Source organism: Phycicoccus sonneratiae, assembly GCF_016887965.1.
GTDB classification, from domain to species: Bacteria; Actinomycetota; Actinomycetes; order Actinomycetales; family Dermatophilaceae; genus Phycicoccus; species Phycicoccus sonneratiae.
In genome coordinates this window covers 279181-297528 of sequence record NZ_JAFDVD010000007.1, presented here as the reverse complement: position 1 = coordinate 297528, position 18348 = coordinate 279181, and the positions used below count along the sequence as shown (strand labels likewise).

General features: G+C 71.0%; 24 protein-coding genes and 1 pseudogene. All 25 read left to right on the top strand.

Going from position 1 to position 18348, the window contains the following annotated elements; all coding sequences use genetic code 11:
• Positions 1-5 precede the first annotated feature (5 nt).
• The 25 genes and pseudogenes from rpsQ (at position 6) to rplQ (ending at position 18299) form a co-directional block, all read left to right on the top strand.
• On the top strand, positions 6-296 hold the full coding sequence (gene rpsQ, locus JQN70_RS06895; protein WP_204130577.1) for a 30S ribosomal protein S17: 291 nt from the start codon (positions 6-8) through the stop codon (positions 294-296).
• An 81-nt stretch (positions 297-377) separates the two neighbouring features.
• Positions 378-746 (top strand): 50S ribosomal protein L14, encoded by a 369-nt coding sequence (rplN, locus tag JQN70_RS06890; RefSeq protein ID WP_204130576.1) that lies wholly within the window; start codon positions 378-380, stop codon positions 744-746.
• A 3-nt stretch (positions 747-749) separates the two neighbouring features.
• Positions 750-1091: a 50S ribosomal protein L24 gene (gene rplX / locus JQN70_RS06885; protein WP_204130575.1), complete on the top strand. Its 342-nt coding sequence runs from the start codon at positions 750-752 to the stop codon at positions 1089-1091.
• A gap of 5 nt (positions 1092-1096) precedes the next feature.
• Positions 1097-1657 carry a 50S ribosomal protein L5 gene (gene rplE, locus JQN70_RS06880; protein WP_204130574.1) on the top strand — a complete coding sequence of 187 codons (561 nt, stop codon included), beginning with the start codon at positions 1097-1099 and terminating at the stop codon, positions 1655-1657.
• 2 nt (positions 1658-1659) lie between these two features.
• Entirely contained in the window at positions 1660-1845 is a 186-nt protein-coding gene (locus JQN70_RS06875; RefSeq protein ID WP_204130573.1) for a type Z 30S ribosomal protein S14, read from the top strand.
• A 112-nt stretch (positions 1846-1957) separates the two neighbouring features.
• On the top strand, positions 1958-2356 hold the full coding sequence (rpsH, locus tag JQN70_RS06870; protein WP_204130572.1) for a 30S ribosomal protein S8: 399 nt from the start codon (positions 1958-1960) through the stop codon (positions 2354-2356).
• 12 nt (positions 2357-2368) lie between these two features.
• Positions 2369-2905, top strand: a complete 537-nt coding sequence (gene rplF, locus JQN70_RS06865; protein WP_204130571.1) for a 50S ribosomal protein L6 — start codon at positions 2369-2371, stop codon at positions 2903-2905.
• Between the two features lie 3 nt (positions 2906-2908).
• A complete protein-coding gene (rplR, locus tag JQN70_RS06860) occupies positions 2909-3283 on the top strand; it encodes a 50S ribosomal protein L18 (protein ID WP_204130570.1) in 375 nt (124 codons plus the stop codon).
• Between the two features lie 46 nt (positions 3284-3329).
• Entirely contained in the window at positions 3330-3974 is a 645-nt protein-coding gene (rpsE, locus tag JQN70_RS06855; RefSeq protein WP_204130569.1) for a 30S ribosomal protein S5, read from the top strand.
• Positions 3974-4156 (top strand): 50S ribosomal protein L30, encoded by a 183-nt coding sequence (rpmD, locus tag JQN70_RS06850; protein ID WP_204130568.1) that lies wholly within the window; start codon positions 3974-3976, stop codon positions 4154-4156. The genes rpsE and rpmD overlap by 1 nt, the downstream gene beginning before the upstream one ends.
• Before the next feature lie 2 nt (positions 4157-4158).
• Positions 4159-4647 (top strand): 50S ribosomal protein L15, encoded by a 489-nt coding sequence (rplO, locus tag JQN70_RS06845; protein ID WP_204130567.1) that lies wholly within the window; start codon positions 4159-4161, stop codon positions 4645-4647.
• 170 nt (positions 4648-4817) lie between these two features.
• A complete protein-coding gene (secY, locus tag JQN70_RS06840) occupies positions 4818-6131 on the top strand; it encodes a preprotein translocase subunit SecY (RefSeq protein WP_204130566.1) in 1314 nt (437 codons plus the stop codon).
• Positions 6131-6682 (top strand): annotated as a pseudogene (locus JQN70_RS06835) (adenylate kinase); the annotation flags it as partial. The gene secY and the pseudogene JQN70_RS06835, both read left to right, overlap by 1 nt.
• Positions 6683-6836: 154 nt before the next feature.
• Positions 6837-7775, top strand: coding sequence for a DUF559 domain-containing protein (locus JQN70_RS06830; protein ID WP_204130565.1), 939 nt, complete (start codon positions 6837-6839; stop codon positions 7773-7775).
• A 108-nt stretch (positions 7776-7883) separates the two neighbouring features.
• Entirely contained in the window at positions 7884-8738 is an 855-nt protein-coding gene (map, locus tag JQN70_RS06825; protein ID WP_204130564.1) for a type I methionyl aminopeptidase, read from the top strand.
• 101 nt (positions 8739-8839) lie between these two features.
• Positions 8840-10657 (top strand): methylmalonyl-CoA mutase family protein, encoded by a 1818-nt coding sequence (locus JQN70_RS06820; protein WP_204130563.1) that lies wholly within the window; start codon positions 8840-8842, stop codon positions 10655-10657.
• Complete coding sequence (gene scpA, locus JQN70_RS06815) at positions 10654-12819, top strand: methylmalonyl-CoA mutase (RefSeq protein WP_204130562.1); 2166 nt, start codon at positions 10654-10656, stop codon at positions 12817-12819. The genes JQN70_RS06820 and scpA overlap by 4 nt, the downstream gene beginning before the upstream one ends.
• Entirely contained in the window at positions 12816-13826 is a 1011-nt protein-coding gene (meaB, locus tag JQN70_RS06810; protein WP_204130561.1) for a methylmalonyl Co-A mutase-associated GTPase MeaB, read from the top strand. The genes scpA and meaB overlap by 4 nt, the downstream gene beginning before the upstream one ends.
• 443 nt (positions 13827-14269) lie before the next feature.
• Entirely contained in the window at positions 14270-14491 is a 222-nt protein-coding gene (gene infA, locus JQN70_RS06805; protein ID WP_006946284.1) for a translation initiation factor IF-1, read from the top strand.
• Positions 14492-14523: 32 nt separating this feature from the next.
• The gene (rpmJ, locus tag JQN70_RS06800) at positions 14524-14637 is read left to right on the top strand and encodes a 50S ribosomal protein L36 (RefSeq protein WP_006592630.1); all 114 of its coding nucleotides are present in this window, start codon (positions 14524-14526) and stop codon (positions 14635-14637) included.
• 225 nt (positions 14638-14862) lie between these two features.
• Positions 14863-15240: a 30S ribosomal protein S13 gene (rpsM, locus tag JQN70_RS06795; RefSeq protein WP_204130560.1), complete on the top strand. Its 378-nt coding sequence runs from the start codon at positions 14863-14865 to the stop codon at positions 15238-15240.
• 55 nt (positions 15241-15295) lie between these two features.
• On the top strand, positions 15296-15700 hold the full coding sequence (gene rpsK / locus JQN70_RS06790) for a 30S ribosomal protein S11 (protein ID WP_128366906.1): 405 nt from the start codon (positions 15296-15298) through the stop codon (positions 15698-15700).
• Positions 15701-15736: 36 nt separating this feature from the next.
• Positions 15737-16345 (top strand): 30S ribosomal protein S4, encoded by a 609-nt coding sequence (gene rpsD / locus JQN70_RS06785; protein WP_204130559.1) that lies wholly within the window; start codon positions 15737-15739, stop codon positions 16343-16345.
• Between the two features lie 143 nt (positions 16346-16488).
• Complete coding sequence (locus JQN70_RS06780; RefSeq protein WP_204130558.1) at positions 16489-17523, top strand: DNA-directed RNA polymerase subunit alpha; 1035 nt, start codon at positions 16489-16491, stop codon at positions 17521-17523.
• 38 nt (positions 17524-17561) lie between these two features.
• Complete coding sequence (rplQ, locus tag JQN70_RS06775; protein ID WP_204130557.1) at positions 17562-18299, top strand: 50S ribosomal protein L17, sunset domain variant; 738 nt, start codon at positions 17562-17564, stop codon at positions 18297-18299.
• Positions 18300-18348: the final 49 nt, after the last annotated feature.

Genomic DNA, 18348 nt, shown 5'->3' with positions numbered 1-18348 from the left:
GCCAAGTGAGCAACGAGAAGGACGAGACCGTGACCGCCACCGTCGACCGCAGCTACCGCAAGACCCGCCAGGGCTACGTGGTGAGCGACAAGATGGACAAGACCGTCGTCGTCGAGGTCGAGGACCGCGTCAAGCACGCCCTCTACGGCAAGGTCATGCGCCGCTCGAGCAAGGTCAAGGCCCACGACGAGGCCAACGCCGCCGGTGTCGGCGACCGCGTCCTCATCATGGAGACCCGGCCGCTGTCCGCGACGAAGCGCTGGCGCGTCGTCGAGGTCCTCGAGAAGGCCAAGTAAGCCTCCGCCGCAAGGCAGCCCAGTCAGTTCGGCCAGGCTCGCCCCCGGGTGAGAACCAGCACGACGAGTAGGAGTTAGACAGTGATCCAGCAGGAGTCGCGACTGCGTGTCGCCGACAACACCGGTGCGAAGGAGATCCTCTGCATCCGTGTTCTCGGTGGTTCCGGTCGCCGGTACGCCGGCATCGGCGACACCATCGTCGCCACCGTCAAGGACGCGATCCCCGGCGGCAACGTCAAGAAGGGCGACGTCGTCAAGGCCGTCATCGTCCGGACCAAGAAGGAGCGCCGTCGTGCCGACGGGTCCTACATCCGGTTCGACGAGAACGCCGCGGTCATCCTCCGCAACGACGGGGACCCGCGCGGCACGCGCATCTTCGGCCCGGTGGGCCGCGAGCTGCGCGAGAAGAAGTTCATGAAGATCATCAGCCTGGCCCCGGAGGTGCTCTGACCCATGGCGAAGATCAAGAAGGGCGACACCGTGCAGGTGCTCGCCGGCAAGGACAAGGGCAGCACCGGCAAGGTCATCGCGGTCAACCGTGAGACCGGTCGCGTGACCGTCGAGGGCGTCAACCGGGTCACCCGGCACACCAAGGCCGGCGAGTCCAGCCGCGGCAGCCGCACCGGTGGCCTCATCGTCCAGGAGGCGCCGATCCACGTGAGCAACGTCGCGATCGTCGACCCCTCGGACAAGAAGCCGACCCGGATGAAGACCCGCGTCGAGACCGTCGAGCGGGACGGGCGCCAGAAGGCGACCCGCGTCCGCGTCGGCGTGCGCTCGGGCAAGGACCTGTGAGAGAGATGGCTGACACCGCTACCAAGCCGCGTCTCAAGACGCGCTACCAGGACGAGATCAAGGGCTCCCTGCGCGAGCAGTTCGCGTACGCGAACGTCATGCAGGTCCCCGGCGTCGTCAAGGTCGTCGTCAACATGGGCGTCGGCGACGCCGCGAAGGACAGCAAGCTCATCGAGGGTGCCGTCCGCGACCTCACCGCCATCACCGGCCAGAAGCCCGTGGTCACCAAGGCCCGCAAGTCGATCGCGCAGTTCAAGCTGCGCGAGGGCATGCCGATCGGCGCGCACGCCACGCTGCGCGGTGACCGCATGTGGGAGTTCCTCGACCGTCTCGTGACCGTCGCCCTCCCGCGCATCCGCGACTTCCGCGGCCTCTCGCCGCGGCAGTTCGACGGCCGGGGCAACTACACCTTCGGCCTCACCGAGCAGTCGATGTTCCACGAGATCGACCAGGACCGGATCGACCGCGTCCGGGGCATGGACATCACGATCGTGACGACCGCGACGAACGACGACGAGGGACGCGCGCTGCTCAAGGCGCTCGGCTTCCCGTTCAAGGAGAACTGAGCATGGCCAAGACCGCCCTCGTCAACAAGGCGAACAAGAAGCCGAAGTTCTCGGTGCGTGGCTACACGCGCTGCCAGCGCTGCGGCCGCCCGCACTCGGTCTACCGCAAGTTCGGCCTGTGCCGGATCTGCCTCCGGGAGATGGCCCACGCGGGCGAGCTCCCGGGCGTGACCAAGTCCAGCTGGTAAGTCCTTCCCCCGCCGCCTCGCGCGGCACCCCCATCCACAGACCATCTACAGCGCAGGTCCGCCGGAGAAACCGTCCGGAGGAAACCGCACTGAGAGAGGGCGGAGAAGCCCAATGACCATGACCGACCCGATCGCGGACATGTTGACCCGCGTCCGGAACGCCAACTCGGCGCACAAGGACGACGTCTCCATGCCGTTCTCGAAGCTCAAGAGCCACATCGCCGAGATCCTCGAGGCCGAGGGCTACATCGCCGGCTGGTCCGTCGAGGACGCCGAGGTGGGCAAGACCCTCACGGTGCAGCTCAAGTACGGCCCCAACCGGGAGCGCTCGATCGCCGGCCTGCGCCGCGTCAGCAAGCCCGGCCTGCGCGTCTACGCCAAGTCGACCAACCTCCCGAAGGTGCTCGGCGGGCTCGGCGTCGCGATCATTTCCACCTCGTCTGGGCTCCTCACGGACCGCCAGGCCGCGACCAAGGGTGTGGGCGGGGAAGTCCTCGCCTACGTCTGGTAAGGGGCAGCAGACATGTCGCGAATCGGACGACTCCCCGTCACCGTGCCCTCCGGCGTCGACGTGACCATCAGCGGTCAGACCGTCACCGTCAAGGGCCCCAAGGGCGAGCTGAGCCACACCGTCGCCGAGCCGATCACCATCGAGCAGGCCGACGGCACGCTCGAGGTCAAGCGCCCGGACGACGAGCGCGCGTCGCGCTCGCTGCACGGCCTGACCCGCTCGCTCATCAACAACATGGTGCTCGGTGTGACCGAGGGCTACGAGAAGAAGCTCGAGATCCACGGCACCGGCTACCGCGTGCTCGCCAAGGGCTCCAACCTCGAGTTCGCCCTCGGCTACTCGCACTCCATCACCGTCGAGCCGCCGGCCGGCATCACCTTCGCGGTGGAGAACCAGACCCGGTTCTCGGTCCAGGGCATCGACAAGCAGCTCGTCGGCGAGGTCGCCGCGAACATCCGCAAGCTCCGCAAGCCCGACCCGTACAAGGGCAAGGGCGTCCGCTACGCGGGCGAGCACATCCGCCGCAAGGTCGGAAAGGCTGGTAAGTAACCGATGGCTCTGATCGTCAAGCGCGCCAAGGGCAAGTCGGCCGCACGCGTCCGCCGTCACACCCGCGTCCGCAAGCAGGTCGCCGGCACCGCCGTGCGTCCCCGCCTCGTCGTCTCGCGCTCCTCGCGCCACGTCTTCGTCCAGGTCGTCGACGACACCGTCGGCAAGACCGTCGCGTCGGCCTCGACGATGGAGGCCGACGTCCGCGCCCTGACCGGCGACAAGCGGGACAAGGCCAAGAAGGTCGGCGAGCTCGTCGCCGAGCGGGCCAAGGCGGCCGGTGTCGAGGCCGTCGTGTTCGACCGCGGTGGCAACCGCTACCACGGCCGCGTCGCCGCCATCGCGGACGGCGCTCGGGAAGGCGGGCTGGCCCTGTGACCCACGCTGCCCGTACCACCACGAACGTCGAGAAGAGGAACATCTGATGCCAGGACCCCAGCGTCGAGGCACCGGGACCGGTGGCGCCGAGCGCGGCGACCGTCGCGACCGCCGTGACGGCGACCGTCGCGGCGGCCGGGACTCCCGGGAGGCCGAGAAGAACCAGTACCTCGAGCGCGTCGTGACCATCAACCGCGTCGCCAAGGTCGTCAAGGGTGGTCGTCGCTTCAGCTTCACCGCCCTCGTCGTCGTCGGCGACGGTGACGGCACCGTCGGTGTCGGCTACGGCAAGGCCAAGGAGGTGCCCGCGGCGATCGCGAAGGGTGTCGAGGAGGCGAAGAAGAACTTCTTCCGCGTCCCGCGCATCCAGGGCACCATCCCGCACCCCGTCCAGGGTGAGGCCGCCGCCGGTGTCGTCATGCTCCGCCCCGCCAGCCCCGGTACCGGTGTCATCGCCGGTGGCCCGGTGCGTGCGGTGCTCGAGTGCGCCGGCATCCACGACGTGCTGTCCAAGAGCCTCGGCTCGGACAACGCGATCAACATCGTCCACGCGACCGTGACGGCCCTCCAGGGGCTCGAGCGTCCGGAGGCCGTCGCCGCCCGTCGTGGGCTGCCGGTCGACCAGGTCGCCCCCGCCGCGATGCTCCGCGCCCAGGCCGCCGGCCTGGCCGAGGCCAAGGCCGGTGCGTGATGGGACGTCTCAAGGTCACCCAGACCCGGTCCGGCATCGGGGGCAAGCAGAACCAGCGCGAGACGCTGCGCTCCCTCGGTCTGAAGCGGATCGGCGACGTCGTCGTCAAGGAGGACCGTCCCGAGATCCGCGGGATGGTCAACACGGTCCCGCACCTCGTGACCGTCGAGGAGGTTGAGTGAGCATGGCCGACACCAAGGCCACGAAGTCCGCTGCGTCCGAGGGCGCCTCGGCGCTCAAGGTGCACCACCTGCGTCCGGCTCCCGGCGCCAAGTCGGCCAAGATCCGCGTCGGTCGCGGTGAGGGCGGCAAGCGCGGGAAGACCGCCGGTCGCGGTACCAAGGGCACCAAGGCGCGCTACCAGGTTCCCGCCGGGTTCCAGGGTGGCACCACGCCGCTGCACATGCGGTTCCCGAAGCTGCGCGGCTTCAAGAACCCGTTCAAGACCGAGTACCAGGTCGTCAACCTCGACAAGCTCGCGTCGCTCTACCCCGAGGGTGGCGACGTGACGGTCGAGGACCTGGTCGCCAAGGGCGCCGTCCGCGACGGCCACCCGGTCAAGGTGCTCGGCACCGGCGAGATCTCCGTCAAGGTCTCCGTGACCGCCGACGCGTTCTCGACCAGCGCCAAGGAGAAGATCGAGGCGGCGGGCGGCTCGGCGACGACCGCCTGACGCCCACCATGACCGCGCGCCGCAGGGCCGGCTCCGGAGAGACCTTCGGAGCCGGCCCTGCGTCGCGTCGGACGCAGCCGTCCGGTACCGGGGCTTCCCGGACGGGCGGGTATGTTGTGACGGATCGCTGACTAGGCGGCCACACCCCCGGCCGCACCCTGGAGGACCCTGTGCTCACCGCTTTCGGCCGCGCGTTCCGGACGCCCGACCTGCGCAGGAAGCTGCTGTTCACCCTGTTCATCATCGTGGTGTTCCGGCTGGGCTCGCACGTGCCGACCCCCGGGGTCAGCTACCCGCTCGTGCAGCAGTGCATCGCCGGCGCGGACAACAGCAACCAGCTGCTCGGCCTGATCAACCTCTTCAGCGGCGGCGCGCTGCTCCAGCTGTCGATCTTCGCGCTGGGGATCATGCCGTACATCACGGCGAGCATCATCATCCAGCTGCTCACCGTCGTCATCCCGCGGTTCGAGGCCCTCAAGAAGGAGGGCCAGGCCGGTCAGACGAAGATGACGCAGTACACCCGGTACCTGACCATCGGGCTGGCCGTCCTCCAGAGCTCGACGCTCATCACCTTCGCGCAGAACCCCGCGACGCTGTTCAACAACCCGTCGTGCACGAACATCCTGTCCGACGACTCGGTCGTCACGATCCTCATCATGGTGCTGACGATGACCGCCGGCACCGGCATGATCATGTGGCTCGGCGAGCTCGTCACGGACAAGGGCGTCGGCAACGGGATGTCGCTCCTCATCTTCACCTCGATCGCCGCGCAGTTCCCGTCCTCGCTGTGGCAGATCCAGCAGCGCTCGGGCTGGGGCGTCTTCCTCGGGGTCATCGCGCTCGGGTTCGTCGTCATCGCCCTCGTCGTCTTCGTCGAGCAGAGCCAGCGACGCATCCCCGTCCAGTACGCCAAGCGGATGGTCGGCCGGCGCGTCTACGGCGGCACCTCGACGTACATCCCGCTCAAGGTCAACATGGCCGGCGTCATCCCCGTGATCTTCGCCTCGTCGCTGCTGACGCTGCCGACCCTCGTGGCACAGTTCAACCAGAGCCCGACCGGCGTCAACGCCGGGTGGGTCGACTGGATCAATGCCCACCTCGTGCGCGGCGACCACCCGTACTACATGGCCCTCTACACGGGCCTGATCCTGTTCTTCACGTTCTTCTACGTGTCGATCACGTTCAACCCCACCGAGGTCGCCGACAACATGAAGAAGTACGGCGGCTTCATCCCGGGTATCCGTGCCGGGCGACCCACGGCCGAGTACCTCAACTACGTCCTGACCCGGATCACCGTGCCCGGCGCGATCTACCTCGCGCTGATCTCGCTCCTCCCGCTCGTCGCGCTGGTCCTCGTCGAGGCGAACCAGAACTTCCCCTTCGGCGGCACCTCGATCCTCATCATCGTCGGTGTCGGACTGGAGACGGTGAAGCAGATCGAGGCCCAGCTGCAGCAGCGTCACTATGAAGGGTTCCTCCGCTGATGCGACTCATCATCCTCGGGCCGCCCGGTGCCGGTAAGGGCACGCAGGCGTCCCGGATCGCCGAGCACTTCGGCATCCCGGCCATCTCGACCGGGGACATCTTCCGGGCCAACATCAAGAACGAGACCGAACTCGGGCAGCAGGTCAAGGAGATCCTCGCCTCCGGCGGGTACGTCTCCGACGAGATCACGAACGCCATCGTCGAGGACCGCCTCGGCCAGGACGACTGCGCACGGGGCTTCCTCCTCGACGGCTACCCGCGCACCCTCGCCCAGGTCGAGGCGCTCGACGGGATGCTCGCGGCCGCGGGCGGTTCGCTCGACCACGTGCTCGAGCTGACCGTCGACGACGACGTCGTCGTGGGCCGGCTGCTCAAGCGGGCCGAGATCGAGGGCCGGTCGGACGACAGCGAGGAGGTCATCCGCGAGCGGATGGCCATCTACCACCGCGAGACCCGGCCGCTCTCCGACACCTACGACGCGCGCGGCCTGCTCGTGCGCGTCGACGGCGACGGGGCCGTCGACGAGGTGACCGAGCGGATCACCTCCGCCCGGGCCCCCGCCGGCCCCCCGCGGCGGCCCCCCCCCGGCTACAGCACACCACACGCCGTCTGCACCCCGTGCCGGACGGCGTGTTCTGTACTTTCGACGGGGTCCTGTGGAGAACCCGGCGGCCGACCTGGCGACAGCCGCGACGCTGGCCCGCATGCACCCGTCCGACTTGCCCGAGAGCCTCGGCAGCGGTGCCTTCAGCACGAGTGCCGCGCGGGCGGCCGGGGTGCCCGCGAGCAGGCTGCGTCGCGCAGACCTGCACCACCCCACCCGCGGAGCACACGTGCGAACGGTGCCGACCGCGCTCGTCGACCGCGCGGCGGGTTACCTCGCGGGGCTGCCGGACGGGCGGGCGTTCTCGCACCTGACGGCGGCTCGACTGCACGGGCTCCCGCTCCCGGCGCGCCTCGAGCAGGAAGCCGACGACGGGCCGCTGCACGTCATGGCGAACACCTCGGACGGGCACACCCGGCGTCGAGGCTGCACCGGCCATCGCGGCCTGGAGGGACGAAGCGCCGCGGTCGTCCACGGGCTCCCGGTGGTCGCGCCCGAGGACACGTGGTGCGACCTCGGCGAGCTGGGGCATCGGCTGGGCGTCGACGACCTCGTCGTCGTCGCGGACGCCGTCGTGGCCACCGTCCGGACCGGTGTGCCGGATGCCCAGTGGATGCTGCGCCGACCGCTGGAGGCGCGGGTCCGGCCACGGGGAAAGGTGAGGCTGCTCGAGGCGCTCGACCTGGTTCGTCCGGGGGTGCGCTCACCGATGGAGACCCGTGGGCGGCTGATGTTCGTCCGTGCCGGCTTCCCCGAGCCGGAGGTCAACGGGGTGGTCACGGACCGGCACGGGGAGTGGCTCGCCGAGGGCGACCTCGTCTGGCGCGAGGCGCGGGTCATCGGGGAGTACCAGGGCGCGGACCACGCGTCGCGTCGACGACGGAGCGCAGACGCGTCCCGGCGCCTCGGGCTCGAGGGAGAGGGCTGGACCGTCCTCGAGATCTGGGCCGAGGACGTCCTCGTCGGCGGTCGTCGGACCGCATGCCTCCTGCGGTTCGCCCGTGAGCTGCGGCTCGACCCGCGCCATCTGCAGATCTGACCCCGTCGAGAGTACAGAACACGCCGTGTGCATCCCGGGCCATGCGGCGTGTTCTGTACTCTCGACGGGTTTCAGGCGGGGGACGGGGCGCGGGTAGGGTTCCGCGGCATGGGACTGTTCAGCCGTGACCGGTGCGAGGGGAAGACGCCCGAGCAGCTCGCGATGATGCGCACCGCCGGCCTGCTCGTCGGACGCACCCTCGAGCTCGTCGTCGCGGCGGTCCGCCCGGGGGTGACGACCCTCGAGCTCGACGCCCTCGCCGAGGCGCACATCCGCGACCACGGTGGCGTCCCCAACTTCCAGCTCGTCCCGGGGTACCGGCACACCCTCTGCACGAGCGTCAACGACGAGATCGTCCACGGCATCCCGGGCGGACGCGTCCTCGAGGCCGGCGACCTGCTCTCGGTCGACTGCGGGGCCGAGGTCGCGGGCTGGAACGGCGACTCCGCCGTCACCGTCGTCGTCGGCGGCCCGGACGCGGCCCGCCCCGAGGACCTCGCCCTCTCCGAGGACACCGAGGCATCCCTCTGGGCCGGCATCGCGGCGCTGCGGGTCGGCGGCGCGCTCTACGACGTGGGTGCCGCGGTGGAGGACGCCGTCGTCGAGGCCGGCACCCGGCGCGGCCGCGAGTACGGCATCGTCGAGGACTACGTCGGCCACGGCATCGGCACCTCGATGCACATGGACCCCCAGGTGCCGAACTACCGCGTGCAGGGCCGCAGCCCCCGCGTCCCCGACGGCATGACGATCTGCATCGAGCCGATGGTCACCCTCGGCGACCAGGACAACACGATCCTCGACGACGAGTGGACCGTCGTCACGCGCGACGGCTCGCGGGCCGCGCACTGGGAGCACTCGGTGGCCGTCACCGAGGCCGGCACCTGCGTGCTCACCGCGCTCGACGGCGGCCGGTCCCGCCTCGAGGGCCTCGGCGTCAGGTACGCCGACATCGCCCCCGCCTGACCCCTCGTCGCGCCGCCCGGGTGACCGATCTCTCGGTGTCCGGCCCGTCCCGCGTGGCTAGGGTTGACGATGGACCCAGACCACCGACCGAGGAGAGCTCGATGACGACGTCGTCGCCTCCGCACGACCTCCTGCCGCTGGCCGGCGACTTCGACCCGCGCACCCGGCAGGACTGGACCGCCCTCGTCGCCGACGTGCTCAACAAGCGTCGCGCGGAGGGCGACCGGCTCGCTCCGGACGCCGCCGCGGAGGCGCTCGTCACCGCCCTCGACGGCGGCCTGGGCACCGAGGGCCTCTACCTGCGCGAGGACCGGCCGCTCGGGGTCCCCGGCGCGATGCCGTTCACCCGGGGCCGTGTCGTCCGCGACGGCACCGTGCCCTGGGACGTCCGCCAGCTCCACGACGACCCCGATGCCGCGCGGACGCGCGCGGCCGTCCTCGACGACCTCGAGCACGGCGTCACCTCGGTGTGGGTCCACGTGGGGGAGGACGGCCTCGCGGCCACCGACCTCGCCACCGTGCTCGCCGACGTCCACCTCGACCTCGCCCCCGTCGTCGTCAGCTCCACCACGGACCAGCCGGGCGCCGCCCGGGCCCTGCTCGACGTCGTCGGCGACCGGCCGACGGCGGGCGGCAACCTCGGCCTCGACCCCGTCGGGGCCGCCCTGCGCACCGGCACGACGCCCGACCTCGGGCCGCTCGCCGAGCTCGTCCGGGAGGCCGGGGCCCACGACGGGTGGCGGGCCGTCACCGTCGACGCCCGGGTGCTCCACGACGCGGGGGCCAGCGAGGTCGACGCGCTCGCGGTGGCCGTCGCCACCGGGATCGCCTACCTGCGCCACCTCGAGGCGGCCGGCATCGACCCCGTCGACGCGTTCGGCCACGTCGAGTTCCGCGTCAGTGCCACCGCCGACCAGTTCCTCACCGCAGCCGTCCTGCGCGCCCTGCGCCGGGTCTGGGCGCGGGTCGGCGAGGCGCTCGGGGTCGCCGAGACAGACCGGGGGGCCCGCACCCACGCGGTGACGAGCCTGCGGATGGCCACCCGCGAGGACCCGTTCGTCAACGTCCTGCGGGGCACCCTCGCGACCTTCGGCGCCTCCATCGGCGACGCCGACGCGATCACCGTGCTGCCCCACGACACCGTCGCCGGTCTGCCGGAACGGTTCTCGCGCAGGCTCGCCCGCAACACCCAGATCCTGCTCGCCGCCGAGTCCAACGTCGGCCGGGTCACCGACCCCGGCGGCGGCTCGTGGTACCTCGAGTCACTGACCGACGAGGTGGCCGAGCACGTGTGGACCCGCTTCCAGGAGGTCGAGCGCGCCGGCGGTGTGCTCGCCGCCCTCGAGGCCGGCCTGCTGCGCGAGTGGGTCGACACGGCCGTCGCCGAGCGCGACCGGCTCGTCGCGACGCGGCAACGCCCGATCACCGGCGTCTCGACCTTCCCGAACCTCGCCGACACCGCGGCCGAGCGGCGACCCAGGGTCGCCCTGACCACCACGGACGCCGCCTTCGCCCCCCGCCGCGACGCCGCCGCGTTCGAGGCCCTGCGCGACCGCGCGCGCACCCTCGAGCGGGCCGCGGTCACCGTCCGCACGATCGGCGCCCAGCGCGACTTCGGCGCCCGCCAGGGCTTCGTCGCCAACCTGCTCGCCGCGGGCGGCATCGCGACCACCGACGACACCACCGCGACCGCCGTCCTCGCGAGCAGCCGCGCGCAGTACGGCGAGCACGGCCGCGCCGCGGTCGAGGAGCTGCGGGCCGCCGGCGCCGAGCGCGTCCTCGTCGCCGGCCGCGCCGCCGAGCTCGGCGACGCCGCCGACCTCGTCGACGGCGAGGTGTTCGACGGGATGGACGTCGCCGCCTTCCTCGGTGACCTGCTCGACCGGCTCGGCGCCCCGGCGGAAGGAGACCCCCGATGACCGCCGTCCCCGACTTCACGACCCTCGACCTCGGCCCCGGCACCCCCGCGGACGACGCACCCACCGCGCCCGTGGGCGACACCGAGACCTGGCTCACCCCCGAGCAGATCCCGGTCAAGGCGCTCTACACCGAGGACGACCTCGCCGGGCTCGACTTCCTCGACACCGTGCCCGGCGCCCCACCGTTCCTGCGCGGCCCCTACCCGACGATGTACACGACCCAGCCCTGGACCATCCGTCAGTACGCCGGGTTCAGCACGGCCGAGGAGTCCAACGCCTTCTACCGCCGCAACCTCGCCGCCGGTCAGAAGGGCCTGTCCGTCGCCTTCGACCTCGCGACCCACCGCGGCTACGACTCCGACCACCCGCGGGTCGCCGGCGACGTCGGGATGGCCGGCGTGGCCATCGACTCGATCTACGACATGCGCACGCTCTTCGACGGCATCCCGCTCGACCAGATGTCGGTGTCGATGACGATGAACGGCGCCGTCGTCCCGGTGCTCGCGCTCTACGTCGTCGCGGCCGAGGAGCAGGGGGTGAAGGCCGAGCAGCTGACCGGGACCATCCAGAACGACATCCTCAAGGAGTTCATGGTCCGCAACACCTACATCTACCCGCCCGAGCCCTCGATGCGGATCATCAGCGACATCTTCGCCTTCACGAGCCAGGAGATGCCGCGGTTCAACTCGATCTCCATCTCCGGGTACCACATGCAGGAGGCCGGGGCGACGCAGGACCTCGAGCTCGCGTACACCCTCGCCGACGGCGTCGAGTACCTGCGGGCGGGGAGGGCGGTCGGGCTCGACGTCGACCGGTTCGCCCCCCGCCTGTCGTTCTTCTGGGCGATCGGGATGAACTTCTACATGGAGGTCGCCAAGATGCGGGCCGCGCGCCTGCTCTGGGCCCGCCTCGTGCGCGACCAGGGGGCGCAGAACCCCAAGTCGCTCAGCCTGCGCACGCACAGCCAGACCTCCGGCTGGAGCCTCACCGCGCAGGACGTCTTCAACAACGTGGTCCGGACCTGCATCGAGGCGATGGCCGCGACCCAGGGCCACACCCAGAGCCTGCACACGAACGCGCTGGACGAGGCGATCGCGCTGCCGACCGACTTCTCGGCCCGGATCGCCCGCAACACCCAGCTGCTCCTCCAGCAGGAGTCCGGCACGACGCGCACCATCGACCCGTGGGCCGGGTCGGCCTACGTCGAGCGGCTCACCCACGACCTCGCCCGGCGCGCGTGGGAGCACCTCGAGGAGGTCGAGGCGGCCGGCGGGATGGCCAAGGCGATCGAGGCCGGCATCCCGAAGATGCGCATCGAGGAGGCCGCCGCCCGCACCCAGGCGCGCATCGACTCCGGCCACCAGCCGGTCATCGGCGTCAACACCTACCCCGTCGACGAGGACGAGCCCATCGAGGTGCTCAAGGTCGACAACGCCGCGGTGCGGGCGAGCCAGGTGGCCAAGCTCGAGCGGCTGCGGACCGAGCGCGACGAGGACGCCTGCCGTGCCGCCCTGGCGCGGATGACCGAGGCCGCCCGGGCCGGGTCCGACGGCACGATGGCGACGAACCTGCTCGCGCTGGCCATCGAGGCCGCGCGGGCCCAGGCCACCGTCGGCGAGATGTCGCTGGCGATGGAGGAGGCGTTCGGCCGCTACACCGCCCAGATCCGTACGATCGGGGGCGTGTACAGCGCCGAGGCGGGGCAGGACGCCACCGTCCACGCCGCCCAGCAGGCCGTCGAGGAGTTCGAGGAGGAGCAGGGCCGGCGTCCGCGCATCCTCGTCGCGAAGATGGGCCAGGACGGCCACGACCGCGGGCAGAAGGTCATCGCCACCGCGTTCGCCGACCTCGGCTTCGACGTCGACGTGGGCCCGCTGTTCCAGACGCCCGAGGAGGTCGCGCGCCAGGCCGTCGAGGCCGACGTGCACGTCGTCGGCGTCAGCTCGCTCGCCGCCGGGCACCTCACCCTCGTCCCCGCGCTGCGCAAGGCCCTCGACGACCTCGGCCGCGAGGACCTGATGATCGTCGTCGGCGGCGTCATCCCCGACCAGGACCACGAGGCCCTGCGCGCGGCCGGCGCCGACGACATCTACCCCCCGGGCACCGTCATCAGCACGGCGGCCCTGGCCCTCGTCGGCGAGCTGCGCGAGCGGCTCGGGTGAGGGGTCCGGTCCCGGTCGAGGAGCTCGTCGCGGGGGTGCGGGCGGGGGAACGACGCCACGTCGCGCGCGCCATCACGCTCCTGGAGTCGCGGCGCCCGGACCACCGCGAGCAGGCCCGCGAGCTGCTCGCCGCCATCGCCGACCGGACCGGCGGGGCCGTGCGCGTGGGCATCAGCGGGGTGCCGGGCGCGGGCAAGTCGACGTTCATCGACGCGCTCGGGGTGCGCCTCGTCGAGCAGGGGCACCGGGTGGCGGTGGTCGCCGTCGACCCCACCTCGCGGCGCACCGGCGGCTCCATCCTCGGCGACCGCACCCGGATGGGCCGGCTCGCGGCCTCGGACGACGCGTTCGTGCGCCCCAGCCCGTCGGGCCGGCACCTCGGGGGCGTGGCCCGGGCGACCCGCGAGTCGATGCTCGTCCTCGAGGCCGCGGGCTTCGACGTCGTCGTCGTCGAGACCGTCGGGGTCGGGCAGAACGAGGTCGCGGTCTCCGAGATGGTCGACACCTTCCTCCTCCTGACCCTCGCCCGGGCCGGCGACCAGCTCCAGGGCATCAAGCGCGGCATCCTCGAGCTCGCCGACGTCATCGCGGTCAACAAGGCGGACGGCGACGGCGAGAACCCGGCGAAGGCGGCGGCCCGCGAGCTGGCGGGCGCCCTGCGGATGGTGATGCCCGGCCCCGACGTGCGCCGGCCGCCCGTCCTCACCTGCTCGGCCCTCACCGGCGCCGGTCTCGACGAGGTGTGGCAGGCCGTGCTCGAGCACCGTGCGTACCTCGAGGAGCGGCACTCCCTCGCCGAGCGTCGGGCCCGCCAGCAGGAGGACTGGATGTGGGCGCTCGTCGACGCCGAGCTGACCGACGGCGTGCGCGCGGCCCCCTCGGTCCGCGCGCAGCGGGCTGCGGTCGAGGCCGCCGTCCGCTCGGGCGAGCTGAGCGCGGTCGAGGGCAGCGCCCGCCTGCTCGGGCTCTACGCCGCGGACCTGCGCGCCACCGATTCCGAAGGCTGACCGGCCCCATCGTCCGTTCGGCCGATGCGCGGGTGGCCGGTCGGACGCCCGTGCTCGGCCGATCCGGCACGTCGGAGCGCTGTCGGTGGCCCCCGGGGGGTGGGGCGGGGCATCGTGGATTCCGCACCCGGTGATCGGGCCATCCGGCCCGAACCCTGTCCACCGGGCGCAGAGCCCGGGTCCACCCCCTGCACGGACCTGAGCTCGACCCGAGTCCACCGGGTCGGCCAACCCTGCAACGGCCGACCCGGTGGACTGTTTCGTGGGGGCCTCCCGGGCGCGGACGACCGATTTCGTGTCGACCCCCCTCCTGCCGTACCATTGAACGTCGGTCACGTGTGCGTTCCTGCATGGGTGCATCCCTGCCAGGAGCAGCTCGGGGCCGATTTCCATGAGCCAGCCCGACCGCAACGAGGGCTGGCCGCACGGCGGATTGAGAGGGTATGGCCAAGAAGGACGGCGTCATCGAGATCGAGGGCACGATCGTCGAGGCACTCCCGAACGCGATGTTCCGGGTGGAGCTGACGAACGGTCACAAGGTGCTCGCGCACATCTCCGGCAAGATGCGACAGCACTACATCCGGATCCTCCCCGAGGACCGTGTGGTGGTCGAGCTGAGCCCGTACGACCTGACTCGCGGCCGCATCGTCTTCCGCTACCGCTGAGAACCACGAATCGACGAGACAGCAAAGGCGACATGAAGGTTCAGCCGAGCGTCAAGAAGATCTGTGACAAGTGCAAGGTGATCCGCCGCAACGGCCGGGTCATGGTGATCTGCGAGAACCTGCGCCACAAGCAGCGCCAGGGCTGACGCGAGTCAGACGCAGCACCGCCCCGTGAGGGGCCGCACGAGGTCACCGATCCTCGAGCAGACGCAGAACAACAGAAGCACGCAGCACCCGACCCCCGACGGGCCACCTGGAACAGCAGGTGGGCGCGGGACGTCACCCCCGGCCCGGAGGCCGGGGACCGGACCAGGATGGCCGGACCGGTGCTGCTCCAGACCTCCGGACACCAGAGAAGGAACCATCCCCACATGGCACGTCTGATGGGCGTCGACCTCCCGCGCGACAAGCGCGCCGAGGTCGCACTGACCTACATCTTCGGAGTCGGCAAGACCAGCGCGAAGAAGGCGCTCGAGGCCACCGGGGTCTCCCCGGACACCCGGGTCAAGGACCTCGGTGACGACGACCTCGTCAAGCTGCGCGACTGGATCGAGGACAACCTGCGGGTCGAGGGTGACCTCCGCCGCGAGGTCGCGTCCGACATCCGCCGCAAGGTCGAGATCGGGTCCTACGAGGGCCTGCGTCACCGTCGTGGCCTGCCCGTCCGCGGGCAGCGCACCAAGACCAACGCGCGCACCCGCAAGGGCCCCAAGCGCACCGTGGCCGGCAAGAAGAAGGCCGGTAAGTGACCTGCGGCTGACGCAGCTCACCCCACCGCTTCCGAAGACTCAGTAGGAGAAACACATGCCTCCCAAGGGCCGCACGACCGGCGCCAAGAAGGTGCGCCGCAAGGAGAAGAAGAACGTCGCCGTGGGCCAGGCCCACATCAAGAGCACGTTCAACAACACGATCATCTCGATCACCGACCCCACCGGGGCCGTCATCAGCTGGGCCTCGGCCGGGCAGGTCGGCTTCAAGGGCTCGCGCAAGTCCACGCCGTTCGCCGCGCAGACCGCCGCCGAGGCCGCTGCGCGCCGTGCCATGGAGCACGGCATGCGCAAGGTGGACGTCTTCGTCAAGGGCCCGGGGTCCGGTCGCGAGACCGCCATCCGCTCCCTGACCGCCGCCGGCCTCGAGGTCGGCTCGATCCAGGACGTCACGCCCCAGCCGCACAACGGTGTCCGCCCGCCCAAGCGCCGCCGCGTCTGAGCGACCGACAGACTTCGCGAAAGGTAAGAGAGAGACATGGCCCGTTACACCGGACCCATCACGAAGAAGTCGCGTCGCCTCAAGACCGACCTCGTCGGTGGTGACAAGAACTTCGACCTCCGCCCGTTCCCGCCCGGCCAGCACGGCCGTCGCCGGATGCAGGAGAAGGAGTACCTCACCCAGCTGCAGGAGAAGCAGAAGGCCCGCTTCACCTACGGCGTCATGGAGAAGCAGTTCCGTCGGTACTACAAGGAGGCGGCCAACCGCCCCGGCAAGACCGGCGAGAACATCCTGACGATCCTCGAGTCCCGCCTCGACAACGTCGTCTACCGCGCCGGTCTGGCCCGCACCCGTCGTGCGGCCCGTCAGCTCGTCACGCACGGTCACTTCGAGGTCAACGGCGTGCGCGTCGACGTCCCGAGCTACCGGGTCGAGCAGTACGACATCATCACCGTGCGCAAGCAGTCGGTCGAGACCTTCCCGTTCCAGCTCGCGCGCGAGACCTACGGCGACCGGCCGACCCCGGCCTGGCTGCAGGTCGTGCCCGGCTCGCTCCAGGTGCTCGTCCACCAGCTGCCGACCCGTGCGCAGATCGACACGGTGCTCACCGAGCAGCTCATCGTCGAGTACTACTCGAAGAACTGACCGGGCACGGGTGCCGCGCGCCACGAGCGCGCGGCACCCGGACCCGAGGGTGGCCGCACGGACCGATGTGAGGTCACCGGCGGGAGGCGACTCCCGCGTTTCACGAGGCGTCATATGGCGGTCGCCCGTGGGAAGGAACAACCGTGCTCATCGCACAGCGTCCCGTCCTCAGTGAGGACGTCGTCTCCGAGTCCCGGAGCCGTTTCGTCATCGAGCCCCTCGAGCCCGGCTTCGGCTACACGCTCGGCAACTCGATGCGCCGCACCCTGCTCTCGAGCATCCCGGGTGCCGCGGTCACGAGCATCCGCATCGACGGCGTGCTCCACGAGTTCTCCACGATCCCCGGGGTCAAGGAGGACGTCACCGAGATCATCCTCAACATCAAGAGCCTCGTCGTCTCCTCGGAGCACGACGAGCCGGTCGTGATGTACCTCCGCAAGCAGGGCGCCGGCGCGGTCACCGCGGCCGACATCGCCCCGCCGGCCGGTGTCGAGGTCCACAACCCCGACCTGCACATCGCGACGCTCAACGACAAGGGCACCGTCGAGATGGAGCTCACCGTCGAGCGCGGTCGCGGCTACGTCTCCGCCGTCCAGAACAAGGCCGGCGACCAGGAGATCGGCCGCATCCCGGTCGACTCCATCTACAGCCCGGTCCTCACCGTCACCTACAAGGTCGAGGCCACCCGCGTCGAGCAGCGCACCGACTTCGACCGCCTCGTCGTCGACGTCGAGACCAAGTCCTCGATGGCCCCGCGCGACGCGCTCGCCTCCGCCGGCAAGACCCTCGTCGAGCTGTTCGGCCTGGCCCGTGAGCTCAACGTCGAGGCCGAGGGCATCGACATGGGTCCCTCGCCCACCGACGCCGCGCTCGCCGCCGACCTGGCGCTGCCGATCGAGGACCTCGACCTCACGGTCCGGTCCTACAACTGCCTCAAGCGCGAGGGCATCCACACCGTGGGTGAGCTCGTGGGCCGCAGCGAGGCCGACCTGCTCGACATCCGCAACTTCGGTGCGAAGTCGATCGACGAGGTCAAGGCCAAGCTCGCCGGCATGGGCCTGGCGCTCAAGGACAGCCCTCCCGGGTTCGACCCGAGCCTCATCGCCGACCGCTACGACGACTTCACCTTCGGTGAGGGCGAGGACGACTCGGCGTTCGCCGAGGACGAGCAGCTCTGACCTAACCGCCTCCGGCACGTCATTCAAGGAGAACAGCAATGCCTACCCCCACCAAGGGTCCCCGCCTCGGAGGCGGCCCGGCTCACGAGCGGCTGATCCTGGCCAACCTCGCGACCTCGCTCTTCGAGCACGACCGCATCACGACCACCGAGGCCAAGGCCAAGCGCCTGCGCCCGCTGGCCGAGCGCATGGTGACCTTCGCCAAGCGCGGCGACCTCTCGGCCCGTCGCCGGGTCATGACCGTCGTCCGCGACAAGGGCGTCGTCCACCGCCTCTTCGTCGAGATCGCTCCCGACATGGCCGAGCGCAACGGCGGCTACACCCGCATCACGAAGATCGGTCCGCGCAAGGGCGACAACGCCCCGATGGCGGTCATCGAGCTCGTCCGCGAGCCGGTCGCCAAGAAGGCCACCGTCAAGGAGGCCGAGGCGGCCACCAAGCGTGCGGCCAAGGACGCCAAGACGAAGGACGAGCCGAAGGTCCCGGCCCCCGGCTCCGCCGGGGAGGAGGCCCCCGCGGCCGAGGAGACCGAGACCACCGAGGCCGCCGCGGTCGAGCTCCCCGAGGGTGCCGTCGCCGCGACCGAGGACGGCTCGGCCCCCGAGGGCTACACCGTCAAGGGCAACGCCGACTCCGGCAAGTACCACGTCGAGGGTTCGCAGTGGTACGACCAGACGGTCGCCGAGTTCTGGTTCAAGGACGCGGAGGCCGCCGAGGCCGCCGGGTTCGAGCCGGCCGGTGGCGCCGCGAAGCAGCAGGTGGAGGACGAGGACTGATCTCCTCCCCACGCCTCACGAGGGCCGTCTCCCGCACGGGAGGCGGCCC

Coding starts and splice junctions, on each gene's coding strand:
- rpsM (WP_204130560.1), top strand. CDS start 14,863: ATGGCACGTCTGATGGGCGTCGACCTCCCGCGCGACAAGCGCGCCGAG.
- map (WP_204130564.1), top strand. CDS start 7,884: ATGGGACTGTTCAGCCGTGACCGGTGCGAGGGGAAGACGCCCGAGCAG.
- rplF (WP_204130571.1), top strand. CDS start 2,369: ATGTCGCGAATCGGACGACTCCCCGTCACCGTGCCCTCCGGCGTCGAC.
- rpmJ (WP_006592630.1), top strand. CDS start 14,524: ATGAAGGTTCAGCCGAGCGTCAAGAAGATCTGTGACAAGTGCAAGGTG.
- rplE (WP_204130574.1), top strand. CDS start 1,097: ATGGCTGACACCGCTACCAAGCCGCGTCTCAAGACGCGCTACCAGGAC.
- JQN70_RS06875 (WP_204130573.1), top strand. CDS start 1,660: ATGGCCAAGACCGCCCTCGTCAACAAGGCGAACAAGAAGCCGAAGTTC.
- rpsK (WP_128366906.1), top strand. CDS start 15,296: ATGCCTCCCAAGGGCCGCACGACCGGCGCCAAGAAGGTGCGCCGCAAG.
- rpsD (WP_204130559.1), top strand. CDS start 15,737: ATGGCCCGTTACACCGGACCCATCACGAAGAAGTCGCGTCGCCTCAAG.
- rplX (WP_204130575.1), top strand. CDS start 750: ATGGCGAAGATCAAGAAGGGCGACACCGTGCAGGTGCTCGCCGGCAAG.
- JQN70_RS06830 (WP_204130565.1), top strand. CDS start 6,837: ATGCACCCGTCCGACTTGCCCGAGAGCCTCGGCAGCGGTGCCTTCAGC.
- rpsH (WP_204130572.1), top strand. CDS start 1,958: ATGACCATGACCGACCCGATCGCGGACATGTTGACCCGCGTCCGGAAC.
- JQN70_RS06820 (WP_204130563.1), top strand. CDS start 8,840: ATGACGACGTCGTCGCCTCCGCACGACCTCCTGCCGCTGGCCGGCGAC.
- scpA (WP_204130562.1), top strand. CDS start 10,654: ATGACCGCCGTCCCCGACTTCACGACCCTCGACCTCGGCCCCGGCACC.
- rplO (WP_204130567.1), top strand. CDS start 4,159: ATGGCCGACACCAAGGCCACGAAGTCCGCTGCGTCCGAGGGCGCCTCG.
- rplR (WP_204130570.1), top strand. CDS start 2,909: ATGGCTCTGATCGTCAAGCGCGCCAAGGGCAAGTCGGCCGCACGCGTC.
- rplQ (WP_204130557.1), top strand. CDS start 17,562: ATGCCTACCCCCACCAAGGGTCCCCGCCTCGGAGGCGGCCCGGCTCAC.
- rpsE (WP_204130569.1), top strand. CDS start 3,330: ATGCCAGGACCCCAGCGTCGAGGCACCGGGACCGGTGGCGCCGAGCGC.
- rpmD (WP_204130568.1), top strand. CDS start 3,974: ATGGGACGTCTCAAGGTCACCCAGACCCGGTCCGGCATCGGGGGCAAG.
- infA (WP_006946284.1), top strand. CDS start 14,270: ATGGCCAAGAAGGACGGCGTCATCGAGATCGAGGGCACGATCGTCGAG.